This window comes from Flavobacterium limi, assembly GCF_010645075.1.
Taxonomy (GTDB): Bacteria; Bacteroidota; Bacteroidia; order Flavobacteriales; family Flavobacteriaceae; genus Flavobacterium; species Flavobacterium limi.
Genome location: NZ_JAADZV010000001.1, coordinates 246,351 through 260,892, shown reverse-complemented (window position 1 = coordinate 260,892; position 14,542 = coordinate 246,351). Strand labels below are relative to the sequence as shown.

The following is a 14,542-nucleotide window of genomic DNA, read 5'->3' as shown; positions in this document are numbered from 1 at the left end:
CCTTTTTTATATAAATCATAATCTACGATTACAACAAAGCGTCTAAGCTATCAGCGTAAGTTTGTTTAGGAGCTACTCCTACTTGTTTTCCTACCACTTCACCGTTATGGAAAACCAAAACAGTTGGTATGTTACGCACGCCGTATTTTGCAGCAAATTCCTGATTAGCGTCAACATCAACTTTTCCAACAACTACTTTACCTTCGTATTCGCTGCTTAATTCGTCAATGATTGGACCAACCATTCTACAAGGACCGCACCATGCTGCCCAAAAATCTACCATTACCGGTTTATCTGATTTCAAAACTACTTCATCAAAAGTAGCATCTGTGATTGCTAATGCCATAATAATTATTTTTAAGATTATCCCTTCAACAAGTTCAGGGAAACAATTTTTTAATAAGTTTTAAACTTGAGTACAAATTTAGAAATTTTAAATCAATCAAACGTTATTCGAAAATTAGTTTTGATTATAAATGCATTGTCATAAATTATATTCATACTAAAGTTACTGTTAAGTTACACATTAATAAATTGCAAATCAAAACATTAACAAAACATTGATTTTTACCTTATCTTTAATATAAGTATAACTCATTTCCATGACAGCCATTTTACTCCATATAAAGAATTTTTTGCAATCAAATCGTTTTAAAAAATACGCCAAACGTTTTGGCTTTTTTATTTTAGGATGTATTGCGGTCATTGTAATGGCTTCCGGAGCCTTATCCTTTTATTTCAACCGGAACAAAACTGAAATCATAGCCAGAATCAACACAAAAATAAATGAAAACATCAACGGAAAATTTCATGTGGGTGATTTTCAGTATAAATTTTTAACCGGTTTCCCGAATTTTACGCTGGCGTTGAAAGACGTCGAGCTAAAAGACAATCAATGGAATACCCACAAACATACTTTACTAAAAGCCAACGAAATTGAAGTCCGCTTAAACATCTGGAGTCTGCTGCAAAGCGAAATCAACATTCACAAAATCCTGATCAATGAAGCTCAGATTTATGTGTACAAAGCCAAAAATGGCTACTCGAACGCCAATATTTTTAAACCCAAAAAGAAAAAATTATCTGAAACATTATCTGAAACCGAAACCACTGTTGATCAGATTGATCTCAATGAAGTGCATTTTATAGTAGACAATCGCATCGGACATAAATTATTTGATTTTGATATTGCCAGTTTAAAATCGAAAGTAAAATACGATGACAAAAACTGGCAGACCAATGTATTCCTGAAAACCAACATCAAAAGTCTGGCTTTTAATACCGTTCACGGGAGTTTCGCCAAAGAAAAAATACTCGAAGGTACTTTTGCTGTTTCTTATGGGGCCGAAAAAGATAAAATAGACGTCAAAACCGAGAATCTAAAAATAGGAAAAGATGCTTTTGATATTGTTGCTTTTTTCAATCTTGCCAAAGGAAATGCCCTTTTCGGCATCAATATCAGCACCTCTATTTTATGGCAAAATGCCTCCAATTTGCTTTCGGCAAACATCAGTTCTAAGCTCGATCGTTTTAATTTGAAAAACGAAATTGATGTGAACTGCGACATCAAAGGCGATTTTAATGCGGAAGGCGACCCTCGAATTGTCGTTCAGGCCGAAGTTCACAATAACGAACTCACCATTCCCGACGGATTGATTACCGATTGCAGTTTTAAAGGCATTTTTACCAATAATTTCAAGCCAAAAGCAGGTTTTACCGATGCCAATTCAGCGATTATTTTGACGCGCTTTTCGGGGAAATACAAAAATGTTCCGCTCAAAATTCCGCAATTATCGATTAACAATCTGGATAAGCCAATTGCAACCGGAATCGTAAATTCTGACTTCGATATCCAAAACCTCAACGAAGAAAACACCGAAAAATGGATTAATTTTACCGATGGACACGCCACAGCCAACCTAAAATTTCAGTTTGACATTGTCGATTTGTACATTACCAAACCCCGTTTTATTGGCAATGTAAACGTTCAGAATGCTTCTTTTCTTTTTATTCCGAAAAACGTTAACGCCGAAAAAATCAATGTTGAGCTCGAATTCACTCAGGAAGCACTGCTGATTAAAAAAATCGCCTACAAACACCAAAAAAACACGATTTTCATTGAAGGCCGAATCGACAATTTCCTGAATTTGTATTATGACGCCCCCGAAAAAATGGTCGTCAACTGGGACATTTATTGCCCGAGCCTCGACATCAGACAATTTCTTTGTATTTTGGCCTCTTCACAAAAAAAGAAAACCACCTCCAAAAAACCTTCTGTATCGAATCAGCTGCGGACTGCAATCGAAAAATGTATCGTTGACATCAGCATCAAAGCCGATAAAATCATCTATAACAAACTGACCGCAACCAACACCAAAGCCCAGATTCAGATGATCGATTCACGGCTGGTCATCAAAAACGGCTCGCTGCAGACGTGTGGCGGAAGCATCAGTTTTAGCACCACCGTCTCTCCAAAAGGCAAAAACTTCAATTTCGTTTCCAACGCACAGGTAAATCAGGTTGACATTGCCAGCTTTTTAAAGTCGTTCAGCAACTTCGGTATCACATCGTTTTCTCCAGATAATATGCGCGGAAAACTCAGCAGCAGCGCCAATCTAACCGGTTTGATCAACAGCAGCGGCGAACTCATCCGGAATTCGGCATACGGAAACCTTACCTTCAGTGTCAGTCAGGGCGCTTTACTTAACTTCGAGCCTATTATGAAAGTGGGTAAGTTTGCTTTTCCGTTTCGCGATGTCGAGAACATTACGTTCAGCGATTTATCCGGCAATTTCAAACTTCGCGGCGAGCAGGTCGATGTCAATGCCCTCACCATCAGTTCCAGCGTACTCAACATGGATGCCACGGGCGTTTATTCCTTTGGCCGGGGTACCAATCTGGCCATGACCGTCCCACTCCGAAACTCAAAAGACGATGCCAAACTCGCCACTCAGGCCGAACGCGACGCCGTTCGCCAACGCGGAATCGTACTGCATTTACTCGCCGTAGATGTCGATGGCAAGATGAAAATTAAATGGGGGAAGAAGGATAAGAATAATTAGGAGCAGCTTCCTGCTCTCCGCTGTATCTTTTGTCCCGAACCCCGGCACAAAAGGATGACACTTCGATCAGGGCTAGGGGTTTTGTTTTCATAAGAATTTTTAGAAATAGTATTTAACGTCAATCAGGAAAATGATTGGCGTTTTTTTATCATATGTGCCTTTTATGCCGTTGCACGAAATTTAACATTCGAATAGTTTTGTTTACTTCAATATTTAACGTTTAAAACTATTTTCTAATGAGGACAATTGTAGGCGGGTCAATTATCATTTCAAAACTACATTTGAATCAATCTAGATTTAAAATATTTTTTAGAATAATATCAAAATCCATAATCAAAAAATGAAATATTTAGTAAAGATAATTTTCGGTAAAGAGCAAATAACGAAGTATCATAACAATGAGGCTCTAACAGATTATGAAAAAATAATCAACGTAAAAAAATACACTTTTGAAAGTCAATTGGAAAGAAATTCTTTTTACAAAGGAATCGGAGAAGCAATAAGTTGGCTAGAGTTTCTAGTAATTAATGAATTCGAAGAAAACGATCATGAAGAAGACAAAGAAAGCGAAGATAAATTTGATTATTGGTCATTCATTTATAGATATTACCCAAAATTCCATCAATGCGATAACGTTTTGTTAAGTGTTTTATTAACTCGAAAACTTAATGGTGAAGAAATTAGCGAAAGTGGTGAAGAATACATTAAACATATGGATATTAGATATGAATTATTTGCAATAAATAAAGAATTACTTTGTAAAGCTTTTGAAAATTACTTTAATATAATGTATCCTGAAAAACCATAACATCTAAAAACAATAAGAATAGTTAATGTGATTATATTTTATTAATATTAGGCTTCGTTAATAATTATTCATCACTCTATAAAATGACTAAAATCATAAACGTCACATGTGCAATTATCTTGAAAGATAAAAAAATCTTAGTTACACAACGCAGTGAAAAAATGAAGTTACCCTTAAAATGGGAGTTTCCTGGAGGTAAAATTGAAGAAAATGAAAATGAAATAGAATGTATTAAAAGAGAAATTAAAGAAGAAATAAATATTGAAATTGATGTTTTTAGAAGACTTTCAAATAGTATTTATGATTACGGTACTTTTAAAATAAATTTAATTCCTTTTTTGGCTAATTATATCTCAGGTGAGATTATTTTAGCAGAACATAATTGTTTTAAGTTGTTAGAAAGATCAGAATTATTAAATTTAGATTGGGCAGAAGCGGATTTGCCAATCGTTGAAGAATTTTTAAAAGTTGGAATATGAATCAAGGACTCTATGAAGAATTAGTGACAAAACTAATCAATTACAAAATAAATGAACTTGATAAAGATACATTTCAGGTAAAAAAAACTACAATAGACAAAGCAGAAGCATCTCAATTGCTATCTCAACATATCGGTAAAACTATTAAACATGCTTTCACCTTAATTAAAGGGGAAGATGCGATTGAAACACAAATTGAAATTTCAAATAAAATTATTTTATTTCTAAAAGAAGAACTTAAAAAGGAAGAGTTTGATGATGATTTAATTGAAACAGAAGGAAAAATTTTAAAAGCTATTTTTACAAAAGTTGATGCTCATTTTACTGATTTAGATTTACATTTAAAAGAAATTACACCTTATACTAGATTAATTCACAGTGAACTTTTTACTGGTGGAAATTCGGGGACAACTTTAGAAAGTGAATTACGAAAAGAAATATTGTCATCAGATAGAATCGATTTATTGGTTTCTTTTATTAAGTGGAAGGGAATTCGAATTCTCGAACGTGAGCTCCGAGAATTTACAGAAAGAGGTGGAAAACTTAGAATAATTACAACAACGTATATTGGCGCAACAGATTCAAAAGCAGTTGAGTTTTTGGCTTCTTTGGAAAATACAGAGGTAAAAGTTTCTTATAATGTAGGTAATGAAAGATTACATGCAAAAGCTTATTTATTCGAAAGAAACACAGGCTTTCATACTGCATATATTGGTTCATCTAACTTTTCTCGTTCTGCCTTGACTGACGGGTTGGAATGGAATTTAAAAGTTACAACTAAAGAGGTTGGACATATTATTGATAAATTTAAAAAAACATTTGAAACTTATTGGCAAAATGCGGACTTTGAATTATATGACAAAACCATACATTCTGATAAATTAGTTGATGCTCTTAAACAGGGTAAATTTTCTAAAGAATATACTTTTACAACATCCTTTTTTGATATTAAACCTTTTCCATATCAAAATGAAATTCTAGAAAAATTAGAAGTTGAAAGAACAGTACATAATAGATATAGAAATCTTTTAGTTGCAGCTACTGGAACAGGAAAAACTGTGATTTCTGCATTTGATTACAAAACTTTTAGAAGCAATAATAAATCATCTAAACTGCTTTTTGTTGCGCATAGAAAGGAAATTCTGCAACAAGCGAAAGCAACTTTTCAAGGTGTTTTAAAAGACAATAATTTTGGAGATTTATGGGTTGATGGAATTGAGCCAAAATCTAATGAATATCTTTTTGTTTCAGTCCAAACTTTAAATAGTAGATTGAAAGAATTAAAACTTTCACCCGATTATTATGACTTCATCATTTTAGATGAAGCCCATCATGGTCCGGCTTCAAGCTATAGACCTTTTCTAAATTATTTTAAGCCTAAAATTTTATTAGGTTTAACAGCAACTCCAGAAAGAATGGATAATGAAAATATTCTTGAGGATTTCTGTAATCGTATTGCGGCTGAAATTAGACTTCCTGAAGCATTAAATAAAAAATTATTATGTCCTTTTCAATATTTTGGAATAACTGACAGCATTGATTTAACCAATGCCAAATGGGAAAAAGGAAAATACTTAGCAAGTGAATTGACAAGTTTATATACTAAAAATGATGTTCGTGTAAGTGAGATAATTTCTAATCTTGATAAATATACAAATGATATAAGCGATGTTAGAGCTATCGGTTTTTGTGTAACAGTTGAGCACGCTATTTTTATGGCTGAAAAATTTAACTTAGCTGGTTTAAAATCAGAATGGTTGACAAGTAAAAATTCAAATGAAAGAGATCGGATCAGAGAACAATTCAAGAAAAAAGAATTCAATTATTTGTTTGTAGTAGATATTTTTAACGAAGGTGTTGATATCCCCGAAATTGATACAGTTTTGTTTTTACGACCAACAGAAAGTTTAACGGTTTTTCTTCAGCAATTAGGACGTGGGTTACGTTTAGCTGAAGGGAAAGATTGTTTAACTGTTTTAGATTTTGTTGGAAATGCAAGACCTGAATACGATTTTGAAAATAAATTTAGAGCATTAATAGGTAAAACAACAACATCAATTCAAAAGGAAATAGAAGATGATTTTCCACATTTACCATTAGGTTGTTCAATTGTTTTAGAGAAAAAAGCTAAAGAAACAATTCTTGAAAATATTAAAAAAGCTACATCATTAAATGTAAATCAATTGACAAGTAAAATCATGAATTTTCAACATCAAACCGATTTGCCTTTAACTTTAAATAATTTTATTGAATTCTATCATATTCCTATTGAATCAATTTACAAAAAATATAGCTGGTCAAGATTATGTCAACGAGCAGGAATAATTGATGATTTTGAAAGTATAAATGAAAAACAAATTTACTCTGCAATAAGCAATAAATGGCTTTCTACGAACTCAACAAGTTATTTTAATTTTATTCTTAAAATAGCAAAATTAAACTTCAATATAAACATTGGGGAATTTAATGAGAATGAAAAAGCGATGTTACTAATGCTACATTATGACATTTGGCAAAATGCGGGTGGTTATAATTCTTTAGAAGAAAGTATTAGAGCCATCGGAAAAAATAAACTTTTGGTTGATGAAATTATTGAGGTATTAGAAATATTAATTGATAAAGTTGATTTTAAAGAAATAGAAATTCAATTACCTTATAATCAACCTTTAAAATTGCACGCTAGATATACAAGAGATCAAATTTTAGTTGCATTTGGATTAAGTACTTTTGAGAGAAAGTCACCAAGTCGGGAAGGTGTTGCAGAAAATGTAGATTTAAACACCGAATTACTGTTTATCAACTTAATAAAATCTGAAGAAAATTTTTCTCCAACCACAATGTATGATGATTATGCAATTAGTGAAACTTTATTTCACTGGCAAAGTCAAAATTCATCAAGACCTGATATCGGTAAAGGATTATCATATATTAAACATCAGGAAAATGACAAAAAGATTTTACTTTTCATCAGAGAAAAAGCAAAAGATGAAAAGGGAAATACAATGGGTTATGTTTTTATTGGAGAAGCAAATTTTAAAGAAAATGAAGGAGAAAAACCTATGAATATTAAATGGGAATTAAATGAGCCTATTCCAAATTATCTTTGGAAAGAATCTGCAAAAATGTCAATAGGCTAATTTTAAAAATCCCCAAAAATTTTTCATAATCTTTCCTTAACTCACTTGCCTTTTCATCTAAAAAAAGATAAGTTTGAGAAACAATCATTAAATACAAATCATTATGAAAATTCAAATCAATACCGACAAAAACATAGAAGGACATCAAAGATTAGAAAACTATTTTTCTGAAGAATTAGAAAAAGGTTTAGCACGCTTTGAAGATAAAATCACCCGTATCGAAGTACACTTTGGAGATGAAAACGGAGAGAAATTCAGCTTAAACGATAAAAAATGCGTTCTTGAAGTCCGCATTGCAAATTTACAGCCAATCACTGTAACTGAACACGCCGAAACTCTGGAAAAAGCCTTTAGTGGTGCTTTGGCAAAAGCCAAAAAATCATTAACTACAACTTTCGAAAAACTGAAAGCACATTAAAATATAGAATTCCCGTTTTTTTTTAAACCATATAAGTAATATAAGTTCAGACAAGCTTTTTAAAAGTGCTTAAACTAAAATGAACTTACATAACTTATATGGTTTAATTTTTTTTATAACTAGGACTTCGGTAACGGAGCTCCTACTGCAATATCGCAGCGGTGTCCCGGCTGTCCGTGTACGGGGTTTGTGCCGTCCTTTGTGGCTGCCGGTTTTGTTTCAGTCGATTCGGTACTTAATAAAGAGGGGACTGCATTGTTCGCAGGAGGTGTTACGGTAAATGATTTTTCGACTGTTCCGCTTTGTGTTGTCGAAGCGGTTGTAGTAGCTGGTTTTGTAACCGGCGAATTCAACGGCGCTCCAACCGGAATATCACATCGGTGGCCCGGCTGACCATGCGACGGATTCATTCCTTTCCCTACTTTTACCGGAGCAGCAGTTACCGTTTTTGTGGTAACCATATTGGGCTGGCCAGCATTTACCTGAACGGTTTGCGGTGCCTGAGCGGTAACCTGCCCTTGTTGCGTTGGTGCCGAATTTAAAGGCGCTCCAACCGCAATATCGCAACGATGTCCCGGTTGTCCGTGTGCCGGATTCAGTCCTTTTGTTTCTCCTAAAACTGTATTGGGGTTTGTAACGGGAGCCTGTGCCAACGGAGCAGTAGTTTTAGACGTGTCTTTTGCAAGTCCTAGTCTGACCAATTCTGATGTTGAAGTATTCTGCTGAACTTCTAATTCTTTTTTACAGGAAATAAAAACTAAGGAGGCAATAACGATAGAACTTATGTAGATTTTTGAATTCATGATTGAGGTGTTTAAAAAGCTTCCAAATATAATTTTTTTCCACCATATAAGTGAATATAAGATAATTTAAGTTTTGAGTTACTTTGTTAATAACCTTTGAAAGACATATAAGAAAATCAAAATGAACAAATCTCATTGATTTGTAATTATTTAACACATAGAAACATAGTCTCAGAGCGCTGAAAAAAGGCGTTTCACTAATTTGAAAACACATAACTATGTGTAAAAAAATGTATTCTTTATTCAACTCTTTTTACTACATAAAACTATTGTTTTTCTATGTGTTTGAATAAACTTTTATGAACTCAATAACAAGCAGTAATTTTAAATTTCACATACTATACACAATACTAAGAATGAACTTATATCACTTATATGGTAAAAAATAATACCTTTAAACTTCAAATTCTTATATATGAAAAACACCATTCTTTTACTTTTATTAGTTGCTTCTTTTGCCAATGCCCAAAATTCCGAAAAAGACAAAATTAACCAGACTCTTAATGCCTGGCACAAAGCCGCGGCTGATGTAAAATTCGACACTTATTTTAATACCATGACCGAAGACGCGGTTTACATTGGAACAGACGCCACAGAAAACTGGACAAAACCTGATTTTAAAATCTGGGCGAAACCGTATTTCGAAAAAGGCACAACCTGGAATTTTACTGCATTGGAACGCCACATCTTTTTTGACAAATCCGGAAAAATAGCCTGGTTTGACGAATTGCTGAATACCCAAATGAAAATTTGCCGTGGCTCAGGCGTTTTGATAAAAGTGGGAAAAGAATGGAAAATTCAGCATTATGTTTTATCCATGACCATTCCGAATGATGAAGTGGATGCTATTGTTAAAATAAAAGCGCCTATCGAAGATATTCTGATTGCCAAACTTCAAAAAAAATAAGCAATATCTTTCATTCTTATTCTAATCATTGGCTTTCTGGCACTTTACAACTGAGAATATCAATTCTATTATAATATATTTGGCAATAATAGCGTAAATTTAGAAGCACAAAATAAGATACTCTCAAAAAAACAGGCTGAATTTTATAAAATTTACTAAAATAAAAATCAAGCCTCTATTTTGTTAGCCCTTAAAATTAAAATATTTATTTTTTTTTAACTTTGCCCCCAAAAAAAATAGGGTTAAATAAAGTATTTGAAAATGAAAATAGAAAAACGCTGGATCATTTCCTTTATTATGATAAGTATCGTTTGTATCACGGGGGCTTTTTGGCCAACGGTTACAGAAAATGATTATGTATTGTCAAAGTTTGGTACTACTGATCATATTGTTACGGCAGACGTTGCCTGGATGTTGACATCTTCTTGTCTCGTTTTAATTATGACACCGGGTCTGTCTTTCTTTTACGGGGGAATGGTAGGCAAGAAAAACGTCATTTCGACCATGCTACAGAGTTTTATCTGTCTTGGGGTTGTTACGCTTTTATGGGCTGTAGTGGCTTTTAGTCTGGCATTTGGAGAACCGGTTGGTTTTGGTTCAGGAGATCATTTTTACAGTTTCTTTGGTGATCCTACTACTTTTGCCTTTATGGATTATGTAGGCGTTTTACCTCACAAACAATTGGCTAATACAATTCCGTTTATGCTCTTTGCCTTGTTTCAGATGAAATTTGCCATCATTTGTCCTGCCATTATCACAGGATCTTTTGCAGAACGCGTTCGTTTTATCTCTTATTTAATTTTCATCAGCTTATTTACCATTTTTATATACGCTCCTTTATGTCATGCTGTGTGGTATCCTACAGGTGTTTTGGGAAGCTATTTTGGCGTAAAAGATTTCGCCGGAGGAACAGTAGTACACATGAGTTCCGGATTCGCCGCTTTAGCAGGGGTTATCGTTTTAGGCAAAAGAAAGAACAGTCAGCATATTCCAACCAATATTCCATTTGTATTATTAGGAACCGGAATGTTGTGGTTTGGCTGGTTCGGGTTCAACGCCGGTTCTGCTCTTGCAGCTAATGGAACTGCCGCTATGGCTTTTGCAACCACAACAACTTCATCAGCTGCAGCTATGTTAACCTGGATTTTCTTTGACCGAATGAACGGAAGAAAAGTTTCTGCACTTGGAGCCTGTATCGGTGCTGTTGTAGGTCTGGTTGCGATAACACCAGCCGCAGGATTTGTATCGGTTCCTGAAAGTATGTTCTTTGGATTTATAACTGCTTTAGTTTCAAACTCTGCTGTAAACTGCAGTTTTTCAAAAAGATTTGATGATACCCTTGACGTTTTTGCCTGTCATGGTGTTGGAGGTATAATGGGAATGATTTTAACAGCTATTTTTGCTCATGGCGAAGATGCAAGTTTGCTTCACGGAGGATGGAATGTTTTTGGGCATCACATGATGGCATTGGTTCTCGTTTCAGTTTTTACTTTCTTCGGAGCTTATTTCTTATTCAAAGTAACGAATTTCATTATTCCGTTACGAGTTTCAGAAGAGTCAGAACTAATTGGTCTGGATTTATCGCAGCATGATGAAACTCTGGATCCAAAATCTAGTGCTATTACAGAGCCACATTACGGAAACTAAATAAAAACTATATCAGGATTGCACAGATTCTCTAAGATTAAAAAAATCTTCGGAATCTGTGCAATTTTTGTTTATAAATAAGTTTAATTTTCTTTTGGACAATAATATTGTTGTTTTTAAATCCATTCGCCCGATTCATTCGTTTATATTCCTTAATTTTGCGGAAAATTTTTTGTAAAAGTGGGAAGTAAAAATAAACTAAAAAGATTCAGGGAAAACGAAACATTTGAAAATGTTTTCCAGCCAACGAGAGAAGAAGTTGTAAGCGATTCATTTCCGTTAAGAGGAAAATGGAATACTGATTTCTTTAAAAATGACAATCCGTTAGTTTTGGAATTAGGATGTGGAAAAGGAGAATATTCTGTTGGACTGGCTGAAAAATACCCGGACAAAAATTTTATCGGAATCGACATTAAGGGTGCCCGTTTCTGGAGAGGTGCTAAAACTGCTGTTGAGGATGGTCTTCATAATGTGGCTTTTGTACGGACTCAGATCGAATTGATTAATCATATTTTTGCTGAAGGCGAAGTAGACGAAATCTGGATTACTTTTCCGGATCCGCAGATCAAATACAAAAGAACCAAACACAGAATGACCAATTCTGAGTTTTTGAAATTGTATAAAAAAATACTCAAAAAAGATGGCGTAGTAAACCTGAAAACCGACAGTGAATTCATGCACGGTTATACCTTGGGATTGCTTCATGGTGAAGGTCACGAAGTTTTATATGCCAACCATAATGTGTATAAAAATGAAGGAAGTCCGGAAGTCGTAACTTCTATCCAGACTTTTTATGAAAAACAATATTTAGAAATTAACAAGGCAATTACGTATATTCGTTTTAAAATTAAGGACTAGTTACTTTTTTTCAGACTTTTACATAACGCCAAGCTACTAAATGACATATTTAACACCTTTATTTTCGGGCTTTATTGCTGCTGTAATTGGGATTATTCCACCAGGTTTACTCAATATGACAGCTGCAAAAATAAACCTGAAAGAAGGCAAAAAAAATGCATTATGGTTTGTAATTGGCGCTGTGCTGGTAATACTTTTTCAGGTTACTGTAGCTGTTTTGTTCGCACGTGTCATTGACAATCGTCCGGACATTGTAACACTGTTACGCGAAATTGGCTTTGTTACCTTTTCATTTTTAACGATTTACTTTTTATTTATTGCAAAAAAACCAACAGGTAAGAAAAAATCAAAAATTAAGAAAAGCAGTAAAAAAAGCCGCTTCTTTTTGGGAATGCTGCTTTCTGGTTTAAACTTTTTCCCTATTCCTTATTATGTAGTTGTAAGTGTAACATTGTCTTCCTATCGGCTTTTTGTATTTGAAAACAATATTATTTTCACATTTGTATTAGGATCTGTCCTGGGCTCATTTGCAGCTTTGTACAGTTACATTGCCTTCTTTGGAAAAATAGAAAAAAAGACGGATTACTTAATGCGAAACATGAACACTATAATAGGGAGCATAACAGGTTTAGTAGCCCTTGTAACGCTTTTTAATATTCTCAATTATTACTTCGGATAAATAATAAGCCACAGATTAAAAGATTAAACGGGTTTCTTTGGCAATAGGGCAAAAAAGGTGTTTCAATCGTTAATAAAACCATATCCTATTCTTTTAATCTGTGGCAAACAACCAAACTTATGGCTGAAGAAAATTTTTTCGAAAAAGTCTATACAATTGCGAGACAAATTCCCTATGGGAAAGTAACTTCGTATGGCGCAATTGCAAAAGCACTGGGAACAGCACGTTCTGCGCGAATGGTTGGCTGGGCCATGAATGCCTGTCACAATATGGATGATGTACCTGCGCACAGAGTCGTAAACCGAAAAGGACTTTTGACCGGAAAACATCATTTTGACGGAACTAATTTAATGCAGCAACTTTTAGAAAACGAAGGCATTAAAGTCGTTAACAATCAAATCGTTGATTTTGACAAACATTTTTGGCAGCCTGAAATAGGACAATAATTAATCCATTACCAAACCTTTAGTGCTATCTGAATCTCTTTCTTTATCTTTTTGATACACATCCGGAAAGAAATAAATCTCACCTGTTTCTTCATTTACCCAGGAAGTAAAATAACCTATGTATATCGGAATCTTATTTTTCAGAATGCAAGTTGTTTCATTTACGCCATCCATCGCACTGTCGATTTTTTCATCTGTCCAGTCGGGATCGTCTTTCAATATTACATGAGCGAATTTTTTAGCTTCTTTTATATTGATACAGCCGTGACTAAATGTACGCTGTTCAAACATAAATAAACTTTTGGCCGGTGTGTCATGCATATAAATATCAAACGGATTTGGGAATAGAAATTTTACTAGTCCTAAAGAGTTTTTAGGTCCTGGTTTTTGTCTTACTTTGCCTCCGTTCCATTCCATATTGTTATCTTCCAGATAGTTTTTATCTCTGGCCATATTAAGTTTTAATTCATTGTCAATTATACTTTGCGGAACATTCCAGTATGGACTAAAAACTACTCTGTCCATTGCACTGCTGAAAATTTCAGTCTCAGCCCAGGTAGTTCCTACAAAAACATCAGAGGTAAACTCATTTGCTCCATTTTTAACATACAATAGTTTGTATGATGGAATATTTACCATGATATAATCTCTTGCCTCTATCAAATTTTCAGGAATCAAACGACAACGCTCCATGTTTAATTTTATGGTTCTGATTCTCTCTGATACAGGCTCATTCATTTGCTTTATATGTTCAAATGAAAGTTTATAATTTAATTTCAGACCGTATCTTTTTTTATAATTTAAAACACCGGCCATAAGCTCCTCATCATATAAACTGCTTTTTGAGTCTCTTTTCAAGTCGCCATCTACAAACAAACGTTCACGGATCTGTTTTACTACTGTACTGCTGTCAAAAGGCTTTAGTTCTTTATAAGTTGCACTGTCAATATCGATTTTTTTCCACAATCTTTTTCTTTGGATTCTTTCGTATTTGTCTAAAGCAGTCTGAAGACGGTCATACTGTCTGGATAAAAGATAAACTTCTTTTGATGATTTAGACTTTGTGCTGCTCGAATCTGAATTATTCTGAAATGCAGGATTTTCTTTTAAATGCAGATTGTCAATTGGCTTTATATCTTTATTCTTAAAACCAAATGAAGTCAATAAAAAAGCTATTGCTATAATTAGGAGGAATTTATATAACTGTCTCATGATGTTATTTTTTTAAATATTTTAGAATTATTTATTTAAAAAAACAGCGTAACCATATTAAAAATCTGAAACCTTCAAAATGATTT

14 protein-coding genes are annotated in these 14,542 nt (G+C 33.8%); 10 read left to right on the top strand and 4 right to left on the bottom strand.

What is annotated here, in order from left to right:
* Positions 1-28: 28 nt before the first annotated feature.
* A complete protein-coding gene (trxA, locus tag GXM16_RS01140; RefSeq protein ID WP_007805142.1) occupies positions 29-346 on the bottom strand; it encodes a thioredoxin in 318 nt (105 codons plus the stop codon).
* A gap of 256 nt (positions 347-602) precedes the next feature.
* On the opposite strand from trxA, the gene GXM16_RS01135 reads away from it, so the two are divergent.
* Positions 603-3,062 (top strand): AsmA family protein, encoded by a 2,460-nt coding sequence (locus GXM16_RS01135; protein ID WP_163391901.1) that lies wholly within the window; start codon positions 603-605, stop codon positions 3,060-3,062.
* Here the strand turns inward: GXM16_RS01135 and GXM16_RS22965 are convergent.
* Positions 3,031-3,153, bottom strand: a complete 123-nt coding sequence (locus GXM16_RS22965) for a hypothetical protein (RefSeq protein WP_262892342.1) — start codon at positions 3,151-3,153, stop codon at positions 3,031-3,033. The two genes, GXM16_RS01135 and GXM16_RS22965, sit on opposite strands and share 32 nt — an antisense overlap.
* Positions 3,154-3,402: 249 nt before the next feature.
* Between GXM16_RS22965 and GXM16_RS01130 the strand changes: the two genes are divergently transcribed.
* The 4 genes from GXM16_RS01130 (at position 3,403) to GXM16_RS01115 (ending at position 7,904) form a co-directional block, all read left to right on the top strand.
* A complete protein-coding gene (locus tag GXM16_RS01130) occupies positions 3,403-3,870 on the top strand; it encodes a hypothetical protein (protein ID WP_163391899.1) in 468 nt (155 codons plus the stop codon).
* 83 nt (positions 3,871-3,953) lie between these two features.
* Complete coding sequence (locus GXM16_RS01125; protein ID WP_229684168.1) at positions 3,954-4,349, top strand: NUDIX domain-containing protein; 396 nt, start codon at positions 3,954-3,956, stop codon at positions 4,347-4,349.
* Positions 4,346-7,486 carry a DEAD/DEAH box helicase gene (locus GXM16_RS01120; RefSeq protein ID WP_163391897.1) on the top strand — a complete coding sequence of 1,047 codons (3,141 nt, stop codon included), beginning with the start codon at positions 4,346-4,348 and terminating at the stop codon, positions 7,484-7,486. The genes GXM16_RS01125 and GXM16_RS01120 overlap by 4 nt, the downstream gene beginning before the upstream one ends.
* A gap of 103 nt (positions 7,487-7,589) precedes the next feature.
* Positions 7,590-7,904: an HPF/RaiA family ribosome-associated protein gene (locus tag GXM16_RS01115; RefSeq protein WP_163391895.1), complete on the top strand. Its 315-nt coding sequence runs from the start codon at positions 7,590-7,592 to the stop codon at positions 7,902-7,904.
* A gap of 119 nt (positions 7,905-8,023) precedes the next feature.
* On the opposite strand, the gene GXM16_RS01110 is transcribed toward GXM16_RS01115, so the two are convergent.
* On the bottom strand, positions 8,024-8,707 hold the full coding sequence (locus GXM16_RS01110; protein WP_163391893.1) for a hypothetical protein: 684 nt from the start codon (positions 8,705-8,707) through the stop codon (positions 8,024-8,026).
* A 415-nt stretch (positions 8,708-9,122) separates the two neighbouring features.
* On the opposite strand from GXM16_RS01110, the gene GXM16_RS01105 reads away from it, so the two are divergent.
* The 5 genes from GXM16_RS01105 (at position 9,123) to GXM16_RS01085 (ending at position 13,244) form a co-directional block, all read left to right on the top strand.
* Positions 9,123-9,614 (top strand): nuclear transport factor 2 family protein, encoded by a 492-nt coding sequence (locus GXM16_RS01105; protein WP_163391891.1) that lies wholly within the window; start codon positions 9,123-9,125, stop codon positions 9,612-9,614.
* 261 nt (positions 9,615-9,875) lie between these two features.
* On the top strand, positions 9,876-11,261 hold the full coding sequence (locus GXM16_RS01100; protein WP_163391888.1) for an ammonium transporter: 1,386 nt from the start codon (positions 9,876-9,878) through the stop codon (positions 11,259-11,261).
* Positions 11,262-11,441: 180 nt separating this feature from the next.
* Positions 11,442-12,119, top strand: a complete 678-nt coding sequence (trmB, locus tag GXM16_RS01095) for a tRNA (guanosine(46)-N7)-methyltransferase TrmB (protein ID WP_163391886.1) — start codon at positions 11,442-11,444, stop codon at positions 12,117-12,119.
* Between the two features lie 40 nt (positions 12,120-12,159).
* A complete protein-coding gene (locus tag GXM16_RS01090; RefSeq protein WP_163391884.1) occupies positions 12,160-12,798 on the top strand; it encodes a LysE family transporter in 639 nt (212 codons plus the stop codon).
* 119 nt (positions 12,799-12,917) lie between these two features.
* Complete coding sequence (locus GXM16_RS01085) at positions 12,918-13,244, top strand: MGMT family protein (protein WP_163391882.1); 327 nt, start codon at positions 12,918-12,920, stop codon at positions 13,242-13,244.
* On the opposite strand, the gene GXM16_RS01080 is transcribed toward GXM16_RS01085, so the two are convergent.
* Complete coding sequence (locus tag GXM16_RS01080) at positions 13,245-14,456, bottom strand: L,D-transpeptidase family protein (protein WP_163391880.1); 1,212 nt, start codon at positions 14,454-14,456, stop codon at positions 13,245-13,247.
* Positions 14,457-14,542: the final 86 nt, after the last annotated feature.